Here is a 23,292-nt window from a genome sequence, read left to right on the forward strand (position 1 = left end):
GGGGCTTTGACTCCCGTCCTTCCCTCGTCACTCCAGTCGCTTCGCTCCCTCCGCTCCTCAGTCCAGGACGGGAGGCCCCATGACCCTGACCTGGACTGACTGGCAGGCGGTCGCCGTACCGCTGGCGCTGGCGATCGGTGCGGTTGCGGTGCTGCTGATCGACGGGTTCTGGCGGTCTGCGTCGGCGCAGTTGCGGCACACTCTCGTCACGCTGCTCACCAGCGCGGTCATCCTGTTCGGGCTGGTCTTCGTGTGGGCGCAGCGCGACGACTTCAAGCCGGCGTTCTGCCGGTCGGCGGTCGAGGGCGCGGCCGAGTGCAGCCTGGTGTTCGAGCCGATGACCGCGGGGTTGTGGGCGGTGCTGCTGATCGGCGGACTCGGAGTCGTCGGGCTGTCGACGTACCGGCTGCTGGCGGCCGACATCCCGATCGGGGAGTACCACTTCCTGCTGCTCAGCGCGCTCTCCGGCGCCACCGTCCTCGCCGGGGCGCGTGATCTCGCGACCGTCGTGATCGGCCTGGAGGTCGTGTCGCTGCCGAGCTTCGCGATGGTCGCGCTGCGCCGGGACCGGCGCGGGTCCGAGGGCGCGCTGAAGGCGTTCCTGGTGTCGGTGCTGTCGACCGCGGTGATGCTGTTCGGCGTCTCCTACCTGTACGGCGTGACCGGCTCGCTCTACCTGGCCACGATCGCGAACCGGCTGAACGGGCTCGACCCGGACCTGCAGCGGGTCGCGTTCGCGGCCGGGCTGTTCGTGATCGTCGGGTTCGCGTTCAAGATCGCCGCGGTGCCGTTCCACGCCTGGCTTCCGGACACGTACGTCGGTGCGCCGGTCGAGGTGACCGCGTTTCTTGCAGTTGTGTCGAAGTCGGCCGGTGTCGCTGGTCTGCTGGTGCTGGTGACGTCCGGGATCGCGCCGGACGGATCGGATCTGCGGACTGTGGTCGCCGTACTGGCCGCCGTGACGATGACGGTCGGCAACCTGGCCGCGCTGCGCCAGGTCGAGGCGGTGCGGCTGCTGGCGTGGTCGTCGATCGGTCAGGTCGGCTTCCTGCTTGCGCCGCTCGCAGTCGGCGACGCCCAGGCCGTCGTCGGGTACTTGGCGGCGTACGTCGTGGTGACGCTCGGCGCCTTCGGATCGGTCGCCGTGGTCCAGCGGCACCGGCCGGGCGGGCTGTTGTCCGACTACCGCGGCATGGTGCGCTCCGAGCCGGGGCTTGCGGTCGCGCTGATCTTCTTCCTGGTCGTGCTGGCCGGACTGCCGCCGGGCCTGGCCGGGTTGTTCACCAAGTTCGCCGCGTTCCAGGCCGTCATCGACGCGCACCTCGGCTGGCTCGCGATCGTGATGGCGATCAACGTGATGATCGGCCTGGCCGTCTACCTGCGCTGGGTCGCCGAGCTGTTCCGGCTGCCCGCCGAGGACCCGTTCTCGGTCGACATCGAGTCGCCGGCCGTCGCGATGATCTCGCTGTGCGCCGCGACCGCCGCCGTTCTCTCAGTCCTCCCCAGCACCCTGTTCGCCCTGGCCACCTGACTGCTGCGGCTGCTGCTGCGCGGCGAGGAAGTCCTGGTACTGCGCCCAGACCCGACGCCAGAGCTGGTCGCGGCGGCCCGCGTCGTAGTGCGGCAGCGGCAGATAGAACACGTCGGCCAGTACGGCGAAGTAGTCGGCCGGGCTCTCGATGATCGTCGAGTCCACCCGGTCGGCGAACGTCTCGGTCAGGCCGACCGACCGCATCGCGACGGCACTGGTCGGTTTCCGGCGGAACGCAGAAGCCAGCCGGACGAACGGGGAGTCGGGCGCGGCCGACAGCTTGGCGTGCTGAGCAGCGAACGCGTCCAGCCCGACCGTGGCCGACTCGAAGTCCATCCCGATCAGGCCGCTGCGCGGGTCGTGATCCAGCCGCCAGCCGTCGACCTTCTCCGAGGCACGCAACCGCAGCGGGAACGGCTCCTGGTAGGCGCTGCTGCCGACCTCGAGCGGCATCGGTGTCACAAGCCCGGCACCGAGCCCGACGTCGGCCAGCCACGTCCGCTCCGGGTCCTCGGCCAGCCCGGTGACGGTGAGCGCCATGTGACTCGCATCGACGTCACCTGGCCGGTTCGGTGTCTCCGCGCCACCGCGGTGCATCCCCACCCGGTAGCCGAGCTCGGTCAGCAACAACGCAAACGTGCCGTTCAGCTGAAAGCAATAGCCACCCGCCTCACGCGCGATGATCCGCTTCGCGGCGTCCTCCGGCTCCAGCGGTCCGCCCTCGCCGAACTGGTACTGCACTGTTTCGTACGGAACGGTGTCCACGAAGGCCTGGTGCAGCCGCGACAACCCATCCAGCGTGGGTGGTCCGTCGTACTGGCTGATCCCGATCCGTCGTAAGAGCGCCTCCGTGTCCATCCGCCTAGGCTAGGCGGATGGAGGTACTCGACGCAGAGCAGTCATTGCAGGCCGCGCCCGAGCTAGCCGCGGTCTACCTGTCCGCCTTCGGAGCACCCGGGTACGACGAGGAGCCTGCGCGGGCCGAGCAGTTTGCGAGCGAGCAGCTGCCGACGCATGCCGCGCGTGACGGCTTCAAGCTGGTCACGGCGAAGGCGGACGGCCGGATCGTCGGGTTCGCGTACGGGTACACCGGGCAGCGTGGGCAGTGGTGGTCGGACCGGCTGGTGGAGACGGCACCGACGGAGATCGTTGACGAGTGGGTGGGCGGGCACTTCGAGTTCGTCGAGCTGGCGGTCGCGGTCGAGGCCCAGGGACAAGGGGTCGGCTCGGCGCTGCACGACGTACTGATGGCTGATCTGCCGCACGAGAAGGGGCTGCTGTCGACGTACGTCGATGATCGGCCGGCGCCTCGGCTGTACCGGCGGAAGGGGTGGCAGCTGCTGATGCCGGACCTCGGGTGGGGGTCGGCGCTCTACGGCCTCAGGCTGCGCTGAGGTTTTGGACACCGCGGTGCCGCTGGTACCGCGACCTGGCAGGGTAGGGGCCATGACCTCAGAGCGGATCTATGTCGGGAGCTACACGAGTCAGCCAGGCGGCGGCGAGGGTATCGGGCTCGGCCCGCTGGACGGGATCGGGCTGGTGGCGACGACCGCCGATCCGTCCTTCCTGGTCAGGTCCGCGGACGGGCGGTTCCTCTACGTCACGAACGAGACCGAGGACGGCCGGGTCAGCGCGTTCGCGATCCAGCCGGACGGCGCGCTGGAGCTGGTGAACGACCAACCGACCGGCGGCGACCACCCGTGCCACCTGGACATCGACCCGTCCGGCGGGTACCTGCTGTCGGCGAACTACACCTCCGGCTCGGTCGCGATCCACCCGATCGCGGCGGACGGATCGCTCGGCGAGGCCACCCAGGTGCTGCAGCGCGAGGGCACCGGGCCGAACAAGGAGCGCCAGGAGGGACCGCACGCGCACCAGATCGCGTTCGACCCGTCCGGGGCCTACACGTTCGACGTCGACCTCGGGTCGGACACCGTCTACACCTCCACGCTGACCGAGGACGGGCGGCTGGAGGAGGTCGACCGGCTGCACATCCACCCGGGCGCGGGTCCGCGGCACCTCGTGTTCCATCCGACCGCGGGGGCGGCGTACGTGATCAACGAGCTCGACTCGACGCTGACTGTCTGCAGCTACACGGACGGCAAGCTGCAGATCGTCCAGACCGCATCGACCCGGCCGGCCGACTCACCGGGGGAGAACTTCCCGGCCGAGCTGCTGATCTCCGCCGACGGCCGCAATCTCTACGGCTCCAACCGCGGCGACAACACCGTCGCGGTCTTCGCCATCGCCGCCGACGGCCTGTCCGTCGACCTCGTCCAGACCATCGGCTCCGGCGGCAACTGGCCCCGCCACCTTGCCTTCAGCAACGACGGGACCCGTCTGTACGCAGCCAACGAACGCTCCGACACCATCGCCACCTTCGTCATCGACGCCAACGACGGCACCCTGATCGACGACGGCGCCCCGGTCACCTGGCCCAAGCCGGTCTGCATCCTGCCGGCCTGATCCGGTCGGCGCATACTGCTGGTGTGCGGTGCTCGATCAACATCCCCAACTTCGGGGACTTCGCCGATCCGCGGAAGGTCGCCGAGGCAGCACGCCTGGCCGAGGAGGCCGGCTGGGACGGGGCGTTCGTCTGGGACCAGCTGATCGGCTACAACCGCGACCTCATCGGCGAGTTTGCCGCCACCAACCTCCTGCTCGCCGCCGCGGCCCTCACGACCAGCCGCATCCGGCTCGGCACCGCCGTCACCCCGGTGCCGCGCCGCCGGCCCCAGCAGCTCGCCCGCGAGATCGCCACGCTCGACCGGCTGTCCGGCGGACGGATCATCCTCGGCGTCGGTCTGGGCGACCCGATCCCCCACGAGTACGGGCGGTTCGGTGAACCCACCGACCCCAGACTGCTGGCGGCCCTGCTGGACGAAGGGCTGGAGGCGATCACCCGGCTGTGGACGGGGGAGCCGGTCACCTATCAGGGCCGCTACGTCACGATCGACGACGTCGTGATGGTGCCGACGCCGGTGCAGCAGCCGCGGGTCCCGATCTGGATCGGCGGCCACTGGCCGAACAAGCCGCCGGCCCGGCGGGCCGCCCGCTGGGACGGCGCCATCCTCACCGTCGGCGCGTGGGAGGAGCCGCCGCAGCCGGCCGTGGTGGCCGACATGCTCGCCTACATCCGCTCGCACCGTGAACGGGACGAGCCGTTCGACCTGGTGGTCGGAGGCTCGAGCCCGGTCGACCCGGCCAGAGCTCGCGACCTGCTCGCCCCACTCGCCGGGGCCGGCGCGACGTGGTGGGACGAGCGGTTCCCGTTCGAGAAACTCGGTCAGTACGACGCTCTCCGCCGGCGCATCGAGCTAGGACCGCCGGCGTGAGCTGAGCTACGCCTTCGCGGCCAGGTACAACCGCAGGATGGTGTCGTAGTCGATGATCTCGGCGGCCGCGTCGGCGAGCTCGGCGGCGGTGACGGGCTGGTGGGTGCCGGTGATCAGCAGTTTGCGGGGTTCGTCGACCTCGACGCCGTACTTCGTGTGGACGAAGGTGCGGTTCTCCGGGGTCTTGAAGTAGTCGGCGTACTTCGCGAGCTGGGCCGCGCTCTCGCCGACCGTGGCCGAGCGGCGGTGCTTCTTGCCGGGCTCGCGGAGCGGGAGGCCGAGGTCGCCGACGATGTGCGTCCCGTCCGAGCGCTCCAGGATGAAGTCCGGGGTGACGACGCCGTCCGGCCCCTCGAGCGACGGCCGGGGGATCAGGCGGGTCGCGTCGAAGGCGGCAAGCAGGATGTTCTCGTGCTCGGCCAGGAACTCCTCCGCGGTCGCGTTCGGCAGGCCGTGCGCGAGGTAGGTGCTGGTGAACGCCTCGCTCTTCAGGCCCTCGTCGCCCTTCGGCGCGCTCACGGTGCCGACCGGGTCGAGGTGCGCGGCGGCGCCGGCGAAGTTGCGCAGGAAGTCCAGGTACTTGCCGGCCGGCTCGGAGCGGTGGATCGCCAGCGCGAAGAAGGTCCAGTGGGTGCGGGTCGCCGTACCGGCCGAGTGCACGAACAGGACCCGGTCGAAGGTGGAGTAGTTGCCCGGCGCGAACTTCAGCAGCTGGTCGCCGGGGCCGACGTACTCGGTGCCGAGGATCTTCTCCACGCCCGGGAACCAGTCCACCAGCTCGCGGCGGCCGGTCTCGGTGGCGACGGTCGCGTCCTTGACGATGTTCTCGCCGGGGAGGGTGAGGACCGGGGTGCCGTCGGCGACGCCGAAATACTCCTCGACGCTGTTCGCCTTCTGCCGCCGTACCTCCAGGGAGCGGTACTCGCGGCTCACGCCGACCAGCTCGAGGATGTTCCAGTCCGGCGTCTCGGTGAGCAGCATGATGCGCGGGTAGAGCAGCTGGCCCGGCAGCTCGGCGCCGTGGCTGGCCGGGAGGTGGTCACTCACACTCTTGAGGTGTTCCCCCCAGAACTGAGTGTTCACCTTCACGAACTCGGTCGGTTTCAACGCACCTGCTCCTCTCGGCCTACTCGGTCATCAGAGCAAACCACAGCCCGGCCCGCCGGTATTCCGCGGCGGGCCGGGGTTTTGGTCCGTCAGTTGGTGACCAGGGCGTCGAACATGCCGGCCTGGTACGAGCCGCCCGGGTTCTTCACGATGACCTGCATCCGGTTGGCCGCGTTGATCAGGCCGACCAGCGTGACTAGGGCCGCGAGTTGGTCGTCGTCGTAGTGCTTGCGGACCTCGTCCCAGGTCTCGTCGGACACGCCCGGCGCCGCGTCCGCCATCCGGGTGCCCTCCTCGGCCAGCGCCAGCGCCGCCCGCTCGGCGTCGGTGAACACCGTGGACTCGCGCCAGGTGGCGACCAGATTCAGCCGTACGGCGGTCTCGCCCGCGGCCGCCGCGTCCTTGGTGTGCATGTCGGCGCAGAACCCGCAGCCGTTGATCTGGCTGGCCCGCAGGCTGACCAGCTCCTGCGTGGACTTCGGCAGCGTCGACTGCTCGAGCAGCACGCTGAGGCCCGCGAGCCGCTTGCCGAGCTTCATCGCGAACGCGTTCTCCATCATGTTGAATCGCATGGGCGTCGTCCTCGTGGTTGTTGGTTTTGACCACGAGATGCCGCTGGTGTGCACGCTGTGACTGTGACGTGAGCCACCGAAACCCGATGTCACAAACCGGCCCCGGCCGGCGTCTCGTGCGTGACAGAGAGGATGGACTTATGAGCGAGCGGATGGACTCCGCCACGGAGGCCTTCGTCACCCACCGCAACCTGCTGTTCACGGTCGCCTACGAACTGCTCGGCTCGGCCGCCGACGCGGAGGACGTGCTGCAGGAGACCTGGCTGCGCTGGGTGGACGTCGACCTGGACACCGTGCGGAACCAGCGCGCGTACCTGGTCCGGATCACCACCCGCCAGGCGCTGACCCGGCTGCGGACACTCGGCCGCCGCAAGGAGTCGTACGTCGGCCCGTGGCTGCCCGAGCCTCTCCTGACTGCTCCCGACGTGGCCGAGGACGTCGAGCTGGCCGACAGCGTCTCGATGGCGATGCTCCTGGTCCTGGAGACCCTCACCCCGACCGAGCGCGCCGTCTTCGTGCTGCGAGAGGTTTTCGCCCTCGAGTACGACGAGATCGCCGAGGCGGTCGACAAGTCGCAGGACGCCGTACGCCAGATCGCCCACCGGGCCCGCTCGCACGTCGCGGCGCGCCGCCCGCGCGGCTCGGTCACGCAGGCGCAGTCCCGCGACGCCCTCCAAGCGTTCCAGCGGGCGATCGAGACCGGCGACCTCCAGAGCCTCCTCGATCTGCTGGCGCCGGACGTCGTACTCCTGGGTGACGGCGGCGGCGTGAAGCAGGCCGTCCCACGCCCGATCGTCGGCGCCGACAAGGTCGCCCGCCTGCTCTCCGCCGGCCTCCCCAACCTCCCCGCCGACGTGGCCGTCGAGCCCGTCCAGATCAACGGCTACCCCGGCCTCATCGTCCGCATCGACGGCGAGATCGACGACGTAGTGGCCCTCCGCATCGACGAAGGCCTCATCACCGGCCTCTACGTCATCCGAAACCCGGAAAAACTCTCCCGCGTCGAGCAAGAGACCGCTGTCACTCGCTGACCAACGAACAGCCCCTGACCGCTGTGGGTCAGGGGCTGTTCTGTGTGCTCAGGCGGTGAAGGACTCGGGGCCGAAGCGGCCCCAGGCTACGAAGGCGGCGAGGGCCAGGTAGACCAGGTCGGCCGCGACGTACTTGAACTCGCGGCGGCGGAACCGGGTGATCGCAGCACCCGTCATGAGCACCACCAGACCGACCGCGGCGACCGGGACCAGCACAGGCGCAATGTCCAGTACGGCGGGCAGGATCAGCCCGACCGCCGCGAGTATCTCCAGGGCTCCGATCGTCTTAACTCCACCGGCGCTGAAGTCCTCGACCCAGTGGGCGCTCGGCCCGAACGCGAAGATCTTCTCCTTCGGCATGACCACCTTGCCGCCGCCTCCGAACAGGTAGGCGACCGCCAGCAGGCCGGCAACAATCCACAACGCGACATCCATCAATCTTCTCCGTGACATCCACAGGTTCTTGTCGCCCACGAGACGCCGAAGCCGCGCTCCCTGTGACATCGATCGAAGTTGGCTGCCCTGTGGACTTCGACGGCAGGCCGACCGTCGACCTCACGCTCTCCGAGCGACTGGCGGAGGACGAGGTGCCACACGACCAGCGTGGCAGCCGACAAGCGAGCGACGAGCCGAGTGCCTGGACCAAGCCTCGCCAGTCCACGGGCTGGCTGGGGTGCAGGCGCCTTCATCGGTCCGGTCGGGAGTATCGTGTCGGCATGCCGTCACTGCCGTGCTGGCGAGGGTCCGACTCATCCATGCCGGCCACGGATCCGCCACGGATCGACCACGGATCCTGACCGGTGCCATGACCCAGCCCGGGTTCCTCAGTAACGCCGGCGTCTCCGAGCGTGAAGCCGAGGTGCTCGCCCTGGTAAGTCAGCGTCTCAGCAACGCCGAGATCGCCAACCGCCTGTTCATCTCGACCCGGACCGTGGAGAGCCACGTCTCGTCGCTGCTGAGAAAGCTTGGCATGTCCGACCGCCGAGCCCTCGCCGGCGCGGCCGCCACGCTCGCGGAAGCGGACAATCGCCTTGCCACCCGGGCGGCGAGCCCGTCGCTGCCGTCGCCGTTGACGTCGTTCGTGGGAAGGACCGACGAACGGACTGCCGTTGCAGACGCTTTGGCCCGGCACCGGATGGTGACGGCGGTCGGCCCTGCTGGGGTGGGAAAGACACGGCTCGCGCTGGCAGTGGCGGGCGACATCAGCGGCCGCTATCCGGACTGCGCGTGGTACGTCGACCTTGTCCCGGTCACCGACACCACAATGGTCGGCGCCGCGGTGGCGAGCGCTTTCGGGTTCGGGGAACAGCCCGGGCGGACACCGGCCGACACCGTGGTGGCCAAGCTGGCCGATGCCGAGGCGCTTGTGGTGCTGGACAACTGCGAGCACCTCGTGGACGGCGTGACGACCTTCGTCGAGCGGCTGCTGTCGACCTGCCTGAAGGTGACGGTGCTGGCGACGAGCCGGGTCCGGTTGCAGGTGCCGTTCGAATCGGTCTTCCCGGTGCCGGGGCTGTCCCTCGACGAAGCCGGTGGGCGGGGCGACGCGGTGGCATTGTTTGTCGAGCGGGCCGCGATGGCCGGCTGGTCCTCGCCGTACGCCGACGACCGCCGCCGGCTCGCGGCAATCTGCGCCGAGCTGGACGGGATCGCCCTGGCGATCGAGCTGGCGGCCGCGCGGCTGACCACGTTCGGGCTCGACGGCCTGGAGGCGGGTCTGGCCGACCGGCTGGGCCTGCTGGCGGGCGGACCCCGGCTGGACGACCGGCACCGGTCGGTGCGCTCCGCCCTGGACTGGAGTTTCGGTCTGCTCGACGAGAGAGACCAGATCGTCCTGCGCCGAGTGTCGGTGTTCGCGGCAGCGTTCACCTCCACGGCGGCTGCCACGGTGGCCGGGCAAGCTCCGCTGATGCCCGGAGAGGTGGCGGGGGCGCTGGCGCGCCTCGCCGACCACAACCTGCTGGTGGTGGTGCCGGCCCCCGGCGGAACCCGCTACCGGATGTTGGAGACGATCCGGCAGTACGGCGCGGAGCGGATGGCCGAGGTCGGTGAGCGGGCCGAGGTCGGAGGCCGTCATGTGCGCTGGTGCCTGACGACAGCCGCCCGGCTGGAAGCGGCCGAGGGCGACATCAGTGCCGACTTCGACGAGGTCGCCGACGACCTGCGGGCTGCGCTCGGCTGGGCGATCGGCCAACCGCTGCGGCGGGCCGACGCCCATGAGCTGGCCGGGCGGCTGGCCGAGCTCACGTTCGCCCGGGGGATGCCGAGCGAGGCGCAGCGGCGCTTCGAGGAGGCGGCGGCACTCGCGGCCGATCCCGCCGAAGCGGCCCGGGATCTGCATCTCGGCGCGGCCGTGGCCTGGGGCCGGGGGGCGGGCAACGAGGCGGTGCGGCTGTACCGAGCCGCCGCCGACGAGGCTCGCCGGGCTGGTGACCGGCGGCGTGCTGCCGTCGAGCTCGCTACCGCCGCCGAACTCGTCCTCCACGCACCGGGCGTCATGTCCGAGCTGGCCTCGCCCGGCGAACGACAGGCCCTGTTGGACGAGGCATGGACGCTGGCGTTCGGTGATCCCTACGTCGAGGCGGCCATCCTCAACGTCGTCGGTTTTCAAGACGAGCGCGACCCGCAGTCGAGCGAGCTCATCGAACGCGCCGTCGAGCTGGCCCGGCGAGTGGACGACGCCCGTCTGGAGAGCTCCACCCTCGACTCGCTGACCGGCTTACAGCTCGCGCGCGGCGAGTACGAGGGCGCCGCCGCCACCGTCCGACGTCGCCTCGAGCTGCTCACACCCCGGGCCCACGAGGTCGAGATGGCGTGGGAGTACACCGACGCGCTGCACATGGCGTGCGTGGTGTACGTGGCCGCGGGGAACCTCGAGGCCGCTCGCCACTACGCCCAGCAGCGGCGCGAGCTGCCCTTCTTCCGCGAGACGGATCACCTGGCCGTCGCCTGGCTGCTCACGACGGCAGCCGACGCCGGCGAGTTCGACGAGGTGGTCGACCTCGCCCTCCAATTCCGGCGCGGATGGATCGAGGCCGGCCGTCCGCCGATGTCCGGCTTCGCCTTCGCCGCCGCGGCGGCGGCCATGGTGTACGGCATCCGCGGCGACGACGAGGCGCGCCGCGAGTGGCTCGCCATCCTCACCGAGATGCTGCGGGCGGCGGTGCCGGCGGTGTCCGGAACGCCGGCGTACATGCACGTCTTCGGCGGGCTGGTGGCGCTGCACCGGGGTGAGCTCGACGACGCGCTGGCCCTGCTGACGGACGCACCCGAGTCGTTCAATCACTGGCAGTGGCACGACGGCGTCTGGCGGCAGTGGTACACCGCCCTCTGGGCCGAGGTCGCGGTGCTGGCCGAACGGGCCGACCGCCACGAACGCATCGAACGGGCCAGGTTCATCGTCGCCCACAATCCGATCGCGTCGGCGATCGTCGACCGGGCCGAGGCCATCGACGCGCACGACGGTGAAGGGCTCCTGGCAGCCGCCGCCGCTCTCGACGCCGCCGGGTGCCGCTATCAATGCGCCCGCACCCTCGTCCTCACCGGCGGCGAATCGCGGGCCGAAGGCGAGGCGATCATGACTGCGATCGGCGCGACGCCGATGACCACCTGATCGCGCGTCGTTCAGACGAATCGGGCAACCCTCCCTCATCCACATGCGCGAGCACCTCGGCCTCGCGCTCAGAGACACGTGCGCCGCTGAGTGTTCGGGGCATCACCATCGGTCCGCCCCTGATCCGTGGAATCAGTGGCCTATCCGTAGCCGGCACGGATGCGCCTGGCCCGCCGCACGACGACGGTGGCCTTACAAACACATCGCACAGAAGGAGATCCGCGACATGAACACAACCGCCACAGAGTCGCCTATGCACAACGGCGTAGACACGGCCACCCTGTTCGCCACCCTGGACGCCGTCGCAGCTGCCCCGGACCTCGCAAAGTTCCAGTTCCGCGCGACCAACCGCTGGGTCAACGGGACTCACAACCGCTCGACCATCCACGGGTTCTACGGCGCCGGACAGGAGCTCACCCACCGGGAAACCGCGACCATCGACGCCGACCACCCAGAGGTGCTCGTGGGGGCGGACCACGCACCCACCCCGGTCGAGTACCTGCTACACGCCCTGGCCGCCTGCCTCACCTCCGGGCTGGCCAACATCGCAGCTGTGCGCGGCGTCAATCTGACCTCGGTCGAGTCCACCGTCGAAGGCGACATCAACCTGCTCGGCATCCTGGGCCTGTCGGACGGCGTCCGCAACGGCTACCAGGAGATCCGGGTCAGCTTCCGTCTCGAGGGTGACGATCCTGACAAGCTCCGTCAGGTTGTCGAGCAGTCACGGCTGCGCTCGGCTGTCTACGACATCATCACCAACAGCGTGCCGGTGAGCATCGAGGTACGCACGTGACCCGGCGCCCGTACGACGTCGTCGTCGTCGGGGCGCGTCCCGCGGGCGCCGCTACGGCCTTGATCCTGGCCCGTGCCGGACTCGAGGTGCTGGTGGTCGACCGCAGCCGCTACGGAGCCGACACCCTTTCCACCCATGCCCTGTTGCGCGGGGGTGTCCTGCAACTGGCCCGGTTGGGGCTGTTGGACAAGATCGCCGCCGGCACGCCACCCGTGCGGGGCTGCGTGTTCCAGTACGGCGAGGAACGAATCCAGGTGCCGATCAAGCCCCATGCCGGCGTCGAAGCCCTGTACGCCCCGCGCCGGACCGTCCTCGACCCCATCCTGGTCGACGCGGCCCGGGACGCGGGCGCCGAGATCCGCTTTGGCGTAGCCATCACCGAGCTACGTCTGAACCGTGCCGGACGGGTGACGGGGGTTGTTGGTCGAGACAGCACGGGTGCCTCGTTCACCGCCGATGCCGGGATCACCGTCGGTGCGGACGGTGTGGGCTCCACGATCGCTCGCCTGACAGGCGCAACGGTCGAACGGGCCGCCACCGGTGCTGCTGCGTTCATCTACGGCTACTGGGACGGGATGCGTGTCAACGACTACGAGCTGTTCTATCGATCGGGAACCGCCGCGGGCTACTTCCCCACCAACCGTGGCCAGGTGTGCGTCTTCGCCGCGACCTCGCGGCGACGATTCCGATCCGAGTCCAGGACAGGCAAAGCTCGCGTCTACGACCGGCTCCTCGGCGAGGCGGCCCCGGGCGGGGCTCACCGCGCTGCCGGTGCACGACCACCGCAGCAGCTGCACGTGTTCACAGCCAGACCCGGTTTCATCCGGCGCGCCCACGGACCCGGGTGGGCGCTGGTAGGCGATGCCGGCTACTTCAAGGACCCGATCACGTCCCACGGCATCACTGACGCACTCCGCGACGCCGAGCTCCTCGCCCGAGCGATCGTTACAGCGTCAAGTGGAGAAGCTACCGAAGAGGCCGCCCTCGCGACGTACCAGGCCACCAGAGATCGCCTCTCGGAGCGCCTGTTCGACGTCACCGACCAGATCGCATCGTTTGCCTGGAACCTCGACCAGATTCCGACCCTGCTCCTCCATTTGAGCAACGCGATGAACGACGAGGTGAGCTGGCTGCACCAACTGGACGCTCTCGGCGCTGAGCCGACGTCCTGACTCATCTGAGACCGCGAATGGTCATCGACACCGGTGACGACCTCCGCCTCCCGCAGCTCCCCGGCGCCGGGCTGACCAGCTGGCCCGCCCACGACATCGCCTCCACAACTGCATCGAACCCGGCCGCTCGAAGCGGACAGAGGAGTCCCGCGGCCGCTTCCGCGGCCGCGCCTTCACCAGGCCACGGCGTCGCAAGCTCGACAGTTGCTCGCGCCATTCACCGGTCACTGGAGGCCTACTACGGATGTACGTCCAACGCCGCTCCTAGGCCCGCAGAAGCGACCTGCACCGACGGACAGCAGAAAGCGGCCAAGCAACAGAGCGAAGCGAAGGCCCCCCGACAGCGAGCCCCCAGCCCCAGCGGCCGAGCGAAGCGAAGGCGCCCCCCGACAGCGCGCCCGGCCACAGCGGCCGAGCGAAGCGAAGGCCCAGGGGGTGCGGGTGGCGGAGCCCCCGCTCGCGGCAAGCGAAGCGCAGCCGCACAACACGACGAAGGCGACCCGCTCCGCGCTTTCCGCGGACACAGGTCGCCTATCGACTTCGTGGCGAGTGCAGGGTTCGAACCTGCGTAGGCATACGCCGACAGATTACAGCCCAGACCGCAACCTAGGCTCTGACCAGGCGAAACGCCGTTCCCAGACGACGCCAGGGCACAAACAGGGCACGAGGACGCGGAATCACCCCAGACCGGTACCGCAAGGTCCCGGCACCCAGTCTGCGATCTCCGGAGTATGAGTAGCCCGAATGACGGATCCGCGACCGATTTCGCGCTGGCCATGTGGCTCCGTCGCGGTAGGGTCGAGGCAGGACCAGATCGACCGTATCTGGAGCACTGGTGAGGTTTGCCGCCGTCTCCGCGCTCGGCCACGACGGGTTGCTCCGTGACCACAACGAGGACAGTCTCGTCGTCGGCCCGTGGACTCTTTGCGCGTCCATGTCGCAGGTCCCGGAGACGTTCATGTTCCCGATCGGGCGGCCACTGGTGGTCGCCGTCGCCGACGGGCTCGGCGCCCATCCGGCCGGAGCGCTGGCCAGCACTTTGGTTGTCCAGCAACTGGCACGGGTTGGGCCGCATCTGGCCGACGAGCGGTCCGTGCGTTCGGCGATCGACGAATGCAACAAGCGGGTCTACGAGGCGGCCGACCGCGATCCGCGCTGCATCACCATGGGAACGACCGTAGCCGGTGTCGTTCTGACCGCGGACTCGGTGTTTGTCTTCAACGTGGGTGACAGCCGGGTGTACGCCTGCAACGGGTTCGAACTCTCGCGCCTGAGTATCGACGACAGTCCGCCGTTGCAGGCCGGACAGACACATACGACGATCGTCACGCAGACGCTGGGCGGATATCCGTCGTACGAGGAAATCGACACGCATGTCCGCATCCGCCCGCTGAACGACGCGGAACGCTATCTGGTCTGCTCCGACGGCTTGAGCGACGTTGTCGACGACGAGCTGATCAGACGGCTGCTGAGCGATCACCGCGGTGGCAGGGCAGTCTTCGAGTTGTGGAAGGCGGCGATCGCCGGCGGTGGCCCGGACAACATCACGCTGGCCCTGGTCGAGGTCGAACGCTAGCCGGTACGACGCCTGAGGCGATCCACCTACCCGCCGTCAGCTGGTGAGACCGCGATGCGCTCAGACTTCGAGGGTGCCGCTGTAGGTGCTGCTGAGGTGCGCGCCTGCGAGGTGGCGGGTCAGGCCACCAACGCCGGTCATCCCTGCGAACTGACCGGTCGCGTCTTGCACTTCCCAGCTGCCGGTAGCGCGGCGTGGGTTTCCGTAGCCTTTGCCTTTGAAGAAGGTCTTGCCGGCGCCGCACCCCACTCCGGCCTCAGCCAGGGTAAGCGTGCTGCCATCAGCGAGCGTGAATCTGGCCGTCGCCGTGTACTCCCTGCACGGCTCGCCCGTTTGCTGGATCGATGAAGAAGCGGTACTGCGCCGCACCGAACTCCTCGATGATCGCGTCGCCGCACAATTGGGCACCGTCCGGACACCCGAAGGGCAGCTGCTGAGTGCCCTTGATCTCGGCGCTGAAGTCGGTGGTCTGGGCTGCGGCCGGGTGAGCCAGGAGCAAGCTGACGGCCGATGAAACAAGGAGTGCGAAGCAGATCGCGCCGCGGCGGGAAATGATGGGAACTCGGCACCACATACTGCCCCTCCATGGTCCATTCCTGGAACCTGCGCCGTCAGCGCAACTGTAAGAGAGCATCCAGATCGCTGCGTTGTCGCTGCGTTGTCGCCGCGTTCGGCGGTGGCGATTCGATGAACCGCAGCGATCAGTCGCCGATGGCAACCAGTCTGTCAACGAAGGCGAGTGAATGCTGCCGACGAAGACTGGAGTCGCACTCCACGGACCGCCGGCAAAGTCGAGCACGCCTTGCTGTTCATGGAGGCGTTGCCGCGGGATCTCGGTCAGCAGTGCGAGCTGGGCATCGTGAGCCGAGCCCGATGTGGGTCGATCCCCACCACCGGATGGCCCTGCTGGTGCACGGTCCGCACGGCCCGAGCACCCGACGCGGTGGGCGCCGACCGGATGAACGAGGCCACGCCGCCGGCTACCAACCCCCGAATTAGTCACCCCGAAACGCCTCCCGCCGACACAAAGGCGCAGGTCAGCAGCCTGCCCACCCTCCGGAGCCGCATGGGTGGCACGAGTCAGGCCTGAGCATCGCTCAATCCGTCTGATGCTCCCGCCGATCCCGACCCGTCTGCAAAGTCCGTCCTGGGTACGGGTCTGGGTACAGGTGTACGGGGGCGGTCCGCTCCGGTTGTACGAGCGAGTGACGGGGTCATATCGCCGTACTGCGTCCGTGTCGACGGCAACTAAAGCTGCCCAGTGGCCGGCGGGTTAACAGTCCGACTTCGCAAGGGCCAGGATCTGGCGTTTTCAACGCGTCGTTGCCATGGTGACTTTGACGAACTGTTGGGAACGCGGTGCTCACCGGGCGCCGGGTGCGCTCATCTCTGGGAGGGAACGGCCGTGGACGCGATGACGAATGACTTCGGGGAAGTCCTCCTGTGGAGCTTCTGGTTCTTCATCTGGATCGCCGCGCTGATGGTGTGGTTCCGTTGCCTGTGGGACCTGTTCACCGACCGGTCGCTCAGCGGGTGGGCAAAGGCCGGCTGGGCGATCCTGCTCATCTTCGTGCCGTGGCTGGGGGCACTGATCTACCTCATTGTCCGTGGCCGGAGCATGAACGATCGGCAGCAGAAGGCGTTTGCGGACCAGCAGGCCGCGCAGGAGAAGTACATCCAGGAGGTTGCACGCACTTCCAAGAGCCCGGCCGACGAGATTGCAAGCGCCAAAGAATTGCTCGATTCCGGAACGATCACGCAGGCCGAGTACGAATCCCTCAAGGCCAAGGCGCTTGCCTGACCACACCGAACTCACGTGAAGATATTGCTTTGCGAACGGGACAGCGACCGTGGGGGTACGCGATGCCAGCGCTGCACAGAGGGTTGTCAGGGGGTAGGTGTGGGCATTCCTATTCGCCCACGCATTCAGCGTATTGAAGGTCAGAGGCGCGACGATCACAGCGTCGGCCTTCGGAGTCCTCTTGGACTCCAATGTAGAGGGTGCGATCGGTCACGCGAGTACTCCTGCGCGGGCTGGACGGATCTCCGAACTCGGCCGCGACCGACGCCCGGTGGATTAGGACGTTGGTCGGACCGAAGGCGGTCCACCCATGGTTGCCGTCATGTGCCAGGAGGTCCGCGAGCCGGGTGGCGGTAGACAGACGCCGCCATGCGCCCGGCAGAGGCGCGGCACCTGAACAAGGACCGGGCCGAGAACACCACGAGACGAGTACCCGCACCACCGGCTCTCGTGCGGGCGCTGCGCAGCCACGGAGAGCGCTTCGGCCCCGGTCCTGACGGCCACCTCTTCGTCAGCCGCGCGGGCCAATTCGGGCGCCCGTTGCCAGCGGCCTATTGCAAGCCCGTCCACCCGAACACCGTCACCCGCACCTGTGCCAAGGCCGCGCGAAGGTGCTGACCGCGGACCAGCTCGCGAAGCGCCACGCCGCTCGACCGTACGACCTTCGCCGCGTGGCGGATCGCCTCCAACTGCACGCCGGCGTCCCCGCCACTCAGGTAGCCGAGTGGCTGGCAACTCGGTAAAGATGGCCATGGAGGTCTACGCCGGGTGCATCGACGGCCGGACCAGCACAGCCCTGAAGCGGCTGATGGTCGCGACGGACGCGGACGAGGCCGGACCAGCCCCGAAGAGCCAGGGTAGGAATAGGGCAAACAAGACCGTTGCTCGCCGGTCCTGACCGGACACCGCCGGACACCGAACCCCAGATACGACAGTGGCCCCTGACCTGCGTTTCCGCAGGTCAGCGGCCACTTTTGCACCTTCTGCCTTGCTCGTGGCGGGTGCAGGGTTCGACCTGCGTAGGCATACGCCGACAGATTTACAGACCAGCTCGCGGGACCGAGTTACCTGCGCAAACGGGTACCACTGCATCGCCTTCGACATACCGCCGACAAACCGACCGTGAGCGACGAGCTGGACGGTCCATGAACACTTCGCTCGGATGGTCGGCTATCGAGATTTGAACTTGCGACTCCGGGTTCGTGGGCGCACGGTACTGACTCTTTCGTCCGCACGAGGCGTAGCCTGTCTATAGCCTTGGAGGGGGCGGCTTATTGGGGGTCTGGCCGATGGGCACAGGGTTCGCGCGCGCAGGGTGGTTGCGGCGACGGGGTCATTCGGCCTCATGGCCGAGAAGCTTGGAGCTGATCTGATGACTGCGCGCATGCGAAACGACCAAACCTGACCTGTGGGCTAGAGCATGCCGATTCAGCGTGTAGGCCACCTCCGGCGGTTGTTCGACCCTCGATCGTCCCGAAGGTCGCCGACGAACGAACCCCAGGCCCACAACGCTCGGTTAGCGAGCGGGGATGACTCCTGATGAGCTCGGTCCTCATCGAGAGCAAGCTCTGCTCTCCGAGACTTCGATCGGCGATTGTGCCGCGCCCGCGACTGGTCGAGGGTCTGTCCTCCGCGGAAGAGCCGATCATCGCCGTGGTCGCGCCGCCGGGGTTCGGCAAGACCACCCTGCTTGCGCGGTGGCAGTCGGTAGACGAGCGCCCGTTCGCATGGTTGTCCCTCGACGAGGATGACAACGACCCGCTCGCGTTCTGGTCACACCTTGTCGCATCGGTCGCTCGGGTCGTTCCGAACTTCGCAGACTCGGTGTTGCCTGCACTGAGCTCGCTGGGCGGGTTGGCTATCGACACGACGGTGGGGCGGATCCTCAACGAGCTGTACGCCGTGGACGTCGAGATCGTCATCGTCCTGGATGACTACCACCGGATCACGAACCGTCCGTGCCACGAAACCCTGGCGTTGTTCCTTGAACGGCTACCGCCGACCGTACGGCTGGTCATCTCGACGCGGTCGGACCCCCTGCTGCCGATGGCGCGATGGCGGGCGAATGGGCGGCTGTTGGATGTGCGAGCGGCTGAGCTCGCCTTCAACGACACCGAGGCTGCGGATGCGCTCAACCGAGTCTGGGGACTCGATCTGAGCCCCGAGTCGATCTTGGTCCTCAACGAACGCACTGAGGGTTGGCCGGTCGGACTCTACCTAGCCTTCCTCTCGCTCCGCGCCGCCCCTGATCCCGCCGCGCTCCTGTCCGACTTCGATGGGACAACCCGCCTGGTCATCGACTATCTGATGGAGGTCGTGCTCGAGCAGCAGAGCGATCAGCTTGCCGAGTTCCTCCTCGACACCTCAGTCCTCGATGGCATGTGCGGGTCACTGTGTGACGCGGTCACCGGGCGGGACGACTCGGTGAGTCTCCTCGCGCAGCTCGAGCGTGAGAATCTCTTCCTCGTCGCGCTGGACGACCACCGGAACTGGTTCCGCTACCATCACCTGTTCTCCCAGGCGCTGTATGAGGAGCTCGGCCGGAGGGACAGCGACCGGCGGACCATGCTCCACCGGCGGGCAAGGGCCTGGTTCGAGGCGAGGGGTGAGGTGAGCGCGGCGATCCGTCACGCCTTCGCCGGCGGCGATCTCGATGCGGCCGCCACGCTGGTGGCAACACATGGGACCGCATATCTCAATCTCGGGCGGCTGGCGACAGTGCGCGGCTGGCTGGAGACACTTCCGCCACCGGTCGTCGAGACCGATGCGAGGCTCCTCCTGGTCGAGGCATGGGTCTCGGGTCTCCAAGGTGATGCCGACGGCGGCATGGAGGCGCTCGCGACAGCGTCGCGCCTCGGCTACGAAGGGGAGCTCCCCGACGGATCCGGCACGGTCGAGGATGGCGCCTCGCTCGTCCGCGCGACCTTCCCGTGGTCAGACGTGGGCGCGATGCTGGCCGCCGCACGCTTCGCTCACAGCAGTCAGCGCAGGCGGGAGTCCGATTGGCAAGCCCTGGCCGCGCTCGACCTCGGCTGGGCCCTCATTCTCGCAGGCGAGCCAGAGCAGGCGCGTGAGCCGCTCCTGGAGGCCGTCGCACTGGCCTCCCGAAGCGAGCAGTGGATCGCCGGTGGCGATGCCCGGAGCCTTCTGGCCGAGGTCTCCCTCGCATCAGGAGAGCTCGAGCCGGCCGAGGCGTGGATTCGCGATGCCCTTGAGATGGCCACCGTGTTCGGCTTCGCGGACCTGCCCCATGTCGGCTCCTACCACGTGTTGGACGGCACGATCCGCAGCCGGAGGGGCGACCACCAGGAGGCGGACAGCATCATCGGCATCGGTATCGAGCAGATGCGCGGTTCGTGGGAACCCGTTCACGTCGCAGAGGCGCTGCTCGCGCGTGCGTCAGTCCAGCAAGCCCTCGGAGCACGCAGCGAGGCGCGCTCGCTGATCAGCGAGGCACGAGCCCTGATCGACGCCTGCCGCGACCCAGGCATCCTCAGTGAGCGGCTCAGGCAAGCCGCACGTGCCCTGGTGCCCGCGTACCGTCGCGGCGATCAGAACACGAGGCTCACCGAGCGTGAGCTGGACGTGCTCAGGGTGCTCGCGACCGGCGCAACCGAGCGAGAGGCTGCATCGGAGCTCTTCGTCTCGACCAGCACCATCCACTCGCACACCAAGGCGATCTACGCCAAGCTGACATGCTCGTCCCGAGACGAGGCAATCGCTCGCGCACGCGAACTCGGCCTCATCACCGACTCCGGCACACCAACCGGTTCCGCCTAGTCCGCCCGGCGCAGACTCACGAGTTCGGCGCCGTGCTCGTAGAGCCAACCGAGGACGCCTTGAAGCTTGGCCGGGTCGGCATTTTCGACTCGCAGAATCGACTCGTCACCGGCCTGCTCGACGACGACGCCTTCCAGCACCTCGGCGAACCGCTCAGTGATCTCGCCTCGCACCACGATGCGGTAGCAGACCGGGAGGCTGGAGTGGGCAGCGGAGCCTGAGTTCACCTGGAAAGCATCCACCTGGCCGCCGACGGAGTCATCATCCGTGACCTGATCTCCCCTAGGGGAACTCACGCAACGGGTGATGACTGCAGCCAAGGCGAAATCTAACGTCAACGCCGTATGAAAGGCACACACGTCGACAGCGGAAAGCAACACACCAGCGTCGTCCAACCCTCACGCATCGACTCCGCAAGGAGCGCTGCGCGGGAGCGGCGGCCACGTCGGCCGCGTCACCCGATGCGAAAAGGAGGCCAAGCAATGGCCACCCCTACAGGTCAGCCCACAGGCACTGCGGCTGACAGCTATTCCCACGTCGAGCGGATCGGCTTCGCCGTCTTCATGATCGTCGGTTCGCTCGCTGTCCTCGGCGCCACGATCATCCATCCCCCGCATGGCATCCGGGCTACGGACGGCGCGTCGTACTACCACGCCGCGTACGACCACACCACCCGGTTCTTCGTCGCGCACACGCTCTTCTTCTTGTCAGGGGTCACCCTGATTGTCGCAGTGATCGGGCTGACGCGGCTGATCCGACCCACCCACCCCAAGGCAGCCTTCTGGGGGCTGGTGCTCTCGGCCATGGGCTTCGTGGGCTGGGGCGCGTTCGACGGAATGGACTTCATGACCTACGTCGCCGGCGCGAGCAAGAGCCTGGACACGAACACGATGCAGACCTACATCGACGACGCGTTGGCGAACCAAGCGGTCGCGATCCCGACAGGCATCGTCTTCGGGATCCTCGTCGTCGGACTCATCGTGGTCTGCATCGGCGAGCACCGCGCGGGCATCCAGAACATGTTCCTCGCGCTGTTGCTGCCCATCGGCATCGTCGGCGTGCTCAGCTTCCTCCCGTATCCGCCGCTCGAGATCGCCTCCGGCCTGTGCGTGTGCGCCAGCGTCGGAACTGTCGGTGTGCGTCAACTGCGGGCGCCGGACGCGACGCGGCCGAAGCAGCGGGCGTCGGTGTCATGAGGGGCCCGCAGACCGCCTTGCCCGCCAGGGAACCGCCCACGATGGTCGACAGCGTGCCCAAGGACGCGCGGCGAGACTCGGTCGACGCCCGGGGCCTGAGCTTGCCCGGCGGGGTCGTGGTGATCCGATGGTGGGCGGGATTCGCGTCACTCGGCGCCGGGCTCATTCACCTGACTGTCGTCTCGGAGCACGTCGCCGAGTGGTGGCCGTACGGCGCCTTCTTCGTCGTTCTCGCGGTCGCGCAGATCGCCTGGGCCGTGCAGCTCCTGGCAGACGACCTGCACCACCCGCGCCTCGTCGCGGCAGTGAACGCCGCAGTCATCGGCCTCTGGCTCGTCACCCGCACCACCGGGCTGCCCGTGGGACCCGAGCCGTGGGAGGCCGAGGCCCTGGGCACAGCCGACCTGGTCTGCAGCGGCCTAGAGGCAGTCGTCGTGGTGTTACTCATGCTCACGGCGCGGCGACCTAACGTCCAGGAGTCGACGGCTCTCACCAAGGTGCAGCTCCGCATGATCGCCGTCGGCGCGCTCGCGACGGCCGCCGTCACCGTTGCTGCCCTGGCAGCGAACCCGCCCGCCGCCGGACATGCCCCCCACTCACACAGCGCTGACTCTGTGCTGAGGTAGCCGGTCACCCGACTGCACCTCTTGGAGCTAGTGCGGGTGGGCACCGTCAACTCGTACCGGCAGCGGGGCCGTTCGCGAAGATCGGCCGCTGAAGCACCGCACTCAACGAGGAGCACGCGGATCGTGCCGGTCTGCCCCGAGCTGGTCGCACTGCTCAAGCGCCACTTGAAGGAATTCGGCACTGGACCGCGTGGGCGTCTCTTCGTTACTCGAACTGGCCCGTTCGGGCGGGTGTCACTGAAGGCCTACTGCAACCCCGTCCACCCGAACACGTCGACACGGTTCTGGGACGAGGCGCGCGAGAGGGCGCTCAGCGAAGAGCAGTACGCTTCGCCGCTCGGCCGGCATCCGTACGACCTCCGACATGCCTGCGTGAGTCCGGTGACGGCCGCACACTGTCGGACAGCATGAGACAGGCCCTGAGCTGCGTTTCCGCAGGTCAGGGCCTGTTTTCGTGCTGGTGGCGGGTGCAGGGTTCGAACCTGCGTAGGCATACGCCGACAGATTTACAGTCTGCTCCCTTTGGCCGCTCGGGCAACCCGCCAGGGTGCTGCCGGTTCGTGAACCGGCGTGGGAGACGATACAACAGACAGTGCCCCTGACAGCAAATCGGAAAGGAACTGCCCATGGCATCGGAGTCCTCCTTCGACATCGTGAACAAGGTCGACCGTCAGGAGGTGGACAACGCCGTGAACCAGGCGGCGAAGGAGATCAGCCAGCGGTTCGACTTCAAGAACGTGGACGCCGGGATCAAGTGGTCCGGTGAGGCGATCGACATGCAGGCGAACACCGAGGAGCGGGTGAACGCCGTACTGGACGTGTTCAAGGACAAGCTGGTCAAGCGGCAGATCTCGCTCAAGGGCCTGGAGGCGGACGACCCGAAGTTGTCCGGCAAGATCTACAAGATCAACGCCTCGATCAGCGCCGGCATCACCCAGGAGAACGCGAAGAAACTGTCGAAGCTGATCCGCGACGAGGGTCCGAAGGGCGTCAAGGCCCAGATCCAGGGCGAGGAGCTCCGCGTCTCGAGCAAGAGCCGCGACGACCTGCAGGCCGTCCAGGCCCTGATCAAGTCCCAGGACCTCGACTTCGCGGTCCAGTTCGTCAACTACCGCTGACCGCGGCCCGACGCCAGCCGACGCCGGGCGCCGGGGGAGCG

General features: G+C 68.2%; 21 protein-coding genes and 1 tRNA gene. 15 read left to right on the forward strand and 7 right to left on the reverse strand.

The window, feature by feature from the left end; translation table 11 throughout:
• Window positions 1-79: 79 nt before the first annotated feature.
• The gene (locus ACIBGM_RS27410; RefSeq protein WP_396387144.1) at window positions 80-1,531 is read left to right on the forward strand and encodes an NADH-quinone oxidoreductase subunit N; all 1,452 of its coding nucleotides are present in this window, start codon (window positions 80-82) and stop codon (window positions 1,529-1,531) included.
• Here the strand turns inward: ACIBGM_RS27410 and ACIBGM_RS27415 are convergent.
• Window positions 1,493-2,389 carry an arylamine N-acetyltransferase gene (locus ACIBGM_RS27415; protein ID WP_360537888.1) on the reverse strand — a complete coding sequence of 299 codons (897 nt, stop codon included), beginning with the start codon at window positions 2,387-2,389 and terminating at the stop codon, window positions 1,493-1,495. The two genes, ACIBGM_RS27410 and ACIBGM_RS27415, sit on opposite strands and share 39 nt — an antisense overlap.
• A 17-nt stretch (window positions 2,390-2,406) precedes the next feature.
• Between ACIBGM_RS27415 and ACIBGM_RS27420 the strand changes: the two genes are divergently transcribed.
• The 3 genes from ACIBGM_RS27420 to ACIBGM_RS27430 are packed head-to-tail and all read left to right on the forward strand — an operon-like array spanning window position 2,407 to window position 4,866.
• Window positions 2,407-2,925 carry a GNAT family N-acetyltransferase gene (locus ACIBGM_RS27420; protein ID WP_360537886.1) on the forward strand — a complete coding sequence of 173 codons (519 nt, stop codon included), beginning with the start codon at window positions 2,407-2,409 and terminating at the stop codon, window positions 2,923-2,925.
• Window positions 2,926-2,977: 52 nt separating this feature from the next.
• The gene (locus tag ACIBGM_RS27425) at window positions 2,978-3,997 is read left to right on the forward strand and encodes a lactonase family protein (RefSeq protein WP_396387145.1); all 1,020 of its coding nucleotides are present in this window, start codon (window positions 2,978-2,980) and stop codon (window positions 3,995-3,997) included.
• 23 nt (window positions 3,998-4,020) lie between these two features.
• Window positions 4,021-4,866 (forward strand): LLM class flavin-dependent oxidoreductase, encoded by an 846-nt coding sequence (locus ACIBGM_RS27430; protein WP_360537882.1) that lies wholly within the window; start codon window positions 4,021-4,023, stop codon window positions 4,864-4,866.
• A gap of 6 nt (window positions 4,867-4,872) precedes the next feature.
• Here the strand turns inward: ACIBGM_RS27430 and ACIBGM_RS27435 are convergent, their stop codons facing one another.
• Window positions 4,873-5,973 carry a hypothetical protein gene (locus ACIBGM_RS27435; protein ID WP_360537880.1) on the reverse strand — a complete coding sequence of 367 codons (1,101 nt, stop codon included), beginning with the start codon at window positions 5,971-5,973 and terminating at the stop codon, window positions 4,873-4,875.
• An 89-nt stretch (window positions 5,974-6,062) separates the two neighbouring features.
• Entirely contained in the window at window positions 6,063-6,545 is a 483-nt protein-coding gene (locus ACIBGM_RS27440; protein WP_396387146.1) for a carboxymuconolactone decarboxylase family protein, read from the reverse strand.
• Window positions 6,546-6,685: 140 nt separating this feature from the next.
• On the opposite strand from ACIBGM_RS27440, the gene ACIBGM_RS27445 reads away from it, so the two are divergent.
• Window positions 6,686-7,576 (forward strand): RNA polymerase sigma-70 factor, encoded by an 891-nt coding sequence (locus ACIBGM_RS27445; protein WP_360537878.1) that lies wholly within the window; start codon window positions 6,686-6,688, stop codon window positions 7,574-7,576.
• Between the two features lie 48 nt (window positions 7,577-7,624).
• Here ACIBGM_RS27445 and ACIBGM_RS27450 read toward each other — a convergent pair whose 3' ends face one another.
• The gene (locus ACIBGM_RS27450) at window positions 7,625-8,011 is read right to left on the reverse strand and encodes a DoxX family protein (protein ID WP_360537876.1); all 387 of its coding nucleotides are present in this window, start codon (window positions 8,009-8,011) and stop codon (window positions 7,625-7,627) included.
• 370 nt (window positions 8,012-8,381) lie between these two features.
• Between ACIBGM_RS27450 and ACIBGM_RS27455 the strand changes: the two genes are divergently transcribed.
• The 6 genes from ACIBGM_RS27455 (at window position 8,382) to ACIBGM_RS27480 (ending at window position 16,531) form a co-directional block, all read left to right on the forward strand.
• Window positions 8,382-11,189: an ATP-binding protein gene (locus ACIBGM_RS27455; protein WP_396387147.1), complete on the forward strand. Its 2,808-nt coding sequence runs from the start codon at window positions 8,382-8,384 to the stop codon at window positions 11,187-11,189.
• Window positions 11,190-11,415: 226 nt separating this feature from the next.
• Window positions 11,416-11,982: an OsmC family protein gene (locus tag ACIBGM_RS27460; protein WP_396387148.1), complete on the forward strand. Its 567-nt coding sequence runs from the start codon at window positions 11,416-11,418 to the stop codon at window positions 11,980-11,982.
• Entirely contained in the window at window positions 11,979-13,154 is a 1,176-nt protein-coding gene (locus tag ACIBGM_RS27465) for an NAD(P)/FAD-dependent oxidoreductase (RefSeq protein WP_396387149.1), read from the forward strand. The genes ACIBGM_RS27460 and ACIBGM_RS27465 overlap by 4 nt, the downstream gene beginning before the upstream one ends.
• An 835-nt stretch (window positions 13,155-13,989) precedes the next feature.
• Window positions 13,990-14,730, forward strand: a complete 741-nt coding sequence (locus ACIBGM_RS27470; RefSeq protein WP_396387150.1) for a PP2C family protein-serine/threonine phosphatase — start codon at window positions 13,990-13,992, stop codon at window positions 14,728-14,730.
• Between the two features lie 217 nt (window positions 14,731-14,947).
• Entirely contained in the window at window positions 14,948-15,244 is a 297-nt protein-coding gene (locus ACIBGM_RS27475; protein ID WP_360537866.1) for a hypothetical protein, read from the forward strand.
• A gap of 900 nt (window positions 15,245-16,144) precedes the next feature.
• The gene (locus ACIBGM_RS27480; protein WP_360537904.1) at window positions 16,145-16,531 is read left to right on the forward strand and encodes an SHOCT domain-containing protein; all 387 of its coding nucleotides are present in this window, start codon (window positions 16,145-16,147) and stop codon (window positions 16,529-16,531) included.
• A gap of 551 nt (window positions 16,532-17,082) precedes the next feature.
• Here ACIBGM_RS27480 and ACIBGM_RS27485 read toward each other — a convergent pair.
• Window positions 17,083-17,226 (reverse strand): hypothetical protein, encoded by a 144-nt coding sequence (locus ACIBGM_RS27485; RefSeq protein WP_396387151.1) that lies wholly within the window; start codon window positions 17,224-17,226, stop codon window positions 17,083-17,085.
• An 844-nt stretch (window positions 17,227-18,070) separates the two neighbouring features.
• Between ACIBGM_RS27485 and ACIBGM_RS27490 the strand changes: the two genes are divergently transcribed.
• Complete coding sequence (locus ACIBGM_RS27490) at window positions 18,071-20,311, forward strand: LuxR C-terminal-related transcriptional regulator (protein ID WP_396387152.1); 2,241 nt, start codon at window positions 18,071-18,073, stop codon at window positions 20,309-20,311.
• Here the strand turns inward: ACIBGM_RS27490 and ACIBGM_RS27495 are convergent.
• Window positions 20,308-20,538, reverse strand: coding sequence for a hypothetical protein (locus ACIBGM_RS27495; protein WP_360537109.1), 231 nt, complete (start codon window positions 20,536-20,538; stop codon window positions 20,308-20,310). The two genes, ACIBGM_RS27490 and ACIBGM_RS27495, sit on opposite strands and share 4 nt — an antisense overlap.
• Before the next feature lie 255 nt (window positions 20,539-20,793).
• On the opposite strand from ACIBGM_RS27495, the gene ACIBGM_RS27500 reads away from it, so the two are divergent.
• Window positions 20,794-21,507: a hypothetical protein gene (locus ACIBGM_RS27500; protein ID WP_360537111.1), complete on the forward strand. Its 714-nt coding sequence runs from the start codon at window positions 20,794-20,796 to the stop codon at window positions 21,505-21,507.
• A 41-nt stretch (window positions 21,508-21,548) separates the two neighbouring features.
• A complete protein-coding gene (locus ACIBGM_RS27505; protein ID WP_396387153.1) occupies window positions 21,549-22,133 on the forward strand; it encodes a hypothetical protein in 585 nt (194 codons plus the stop codon).
• 458 nt (window positions 22,134-22,591) lie between these two features.
• Here ACIBGM_RS27505 and ACIBGM_RS27510 read toward each other — a convergent pair.
• A tRNA-Tyr gene (locus tag ACIBGM_RS27510) sits at window positions 22,592-22,677 on the reverse strand.
• 82 nt (window positions 22,678-22,759) lie between these two features.
• Between ACIBGM_RS27510 and ACIBGM_RS27515 the strand changes: the two genes are divergently transcribed.
• The gene (locus ACIBGM_RS27515) at window positions 22,760-23,251 is read left to right on the forward strand and encodes a YajQ family cyclic di-GMP-binding protein (RefSeq protein WP_360535429.1); all 492 of its coding nucleotides are present in this window, start codon (window positions 22,760-22,762) and stop codon (window positions 23,249-23,251) included.
• Window positions 23,252-23,292: the final 41 nt, after the last annotated feature.

Source organism: Kribbella sp. NPDC050470 (assembly GCF_044458365.1).
Lineage (GTDB): Bacteria > Actinomycetota > Actinomycetes > Propionibacteriales > Kribbellaceae > Kribbella.

Excerpts from the sequence above, each read along its gene's own strand:
- ACIBGM_RS27410 (WP_396387144.1), top strand. The coding sequence starts at position 80 with ATGACCCTGACCTGGACTGACTGGCAGGCGGTCGCCGTACCGCTGGCG.
- ACIBGM_RS27415 (WP_360537888.1), bottom strand. The coding sequence starts at position 2,389 with ATGGACACGGAGGCGCTCTTACGACGGATCGGGATCAGCCAGTACGAC.
- ACIBGM_RS27420 (WP_360537886.1), top strand. The coding sequence starts at position 2,407 with ATGGAGGTACTCGACGCAGAGCAGTCATTGCAGGCCGCGCCCGAGCTA.
- ACIBGM_RS27425 (WP_396387145.1), top strand. The coding sequence starts at position 2,978 with ATGACCTCAGAGCGGATCTATGTCGGGAGCTACACGAGTCAGCCAGGC.
- ACIBGM_RS27440 (WP_396387146.1), bottom strand. The coding sequence starts at position 6,545 with ATGCGATTCAACATGATGGAGAACGCGTTCGCGATGAAGCTCGGCAAG.
- ACIBGM_RS27445 (WP_360537878.1), top strand. The coding sequence starts at position 6,686 with ATGAGCGAGCGGATGGACTCCGCCACGGAGGCCTTCGTCACCCACCGC.
- ACIBGM_RS27450 (WP_360537876.1), bottom strand. The coding sequence starts at position 8,011 with ATGGATGTCGCGTTGTGGATTGTTGCCGGCCTGCTGGCGGTCGCCTAC.
- ACIBGM_RS27455 (WP_396387147.1), top strand. The coding sequence starts at position 8,382 with ATGACCCAGCCCGGGTTCCTCAGTAACGCCGGCGTCTCCGAGCGTGAA.
- ACIBGM_RS27460 (WP_396387148.1), top strand. The coding sequence starts at position 11,416 with ATGAACACAACCGCCACAGAGTCGCCTATGCACAACGGCGTAGACACG.
- ACIBGM_RS27480 (WP_360537904.1), top strand. The coding sequence starts at position 16,145 with ATGACGAATGACTTCGGGGAAGTCCTCCTGTGGAGCTTCTGGTTCTTC.
- ACIBGM_RS27490 (WP_396387152.1), top strand. The coding sequence starts at position 18,071 with ATGAGCTCGGTCCTCATCGAGAGCAAGCTCTGCTCTCCGAGACTTCGA.
- ACIBGM_RS27500 (WP_360537111.1), top strand. The coding sequence starts at position 20,794 with ATGGCCACCCCTACAGGTCAGCCCACAGGCACTGCGGCTGACAGCTAT.
- ACIBGM_RS27505 (WP_396387153.1), top strand. The coding sequence starts at position 21,549 with ATGGTCGACAGCGTGCCCAAGGACGCGCGGCGAGACTCGGTCGACGCC.
- ACIBGM_RS27515 (WP_360535429.1), top strand. The coding sequence starts at position 22,760 with ATGGCATCGGAGTCCTCCTTCGACATCGTGAACAAGGTCGACCGTCAG.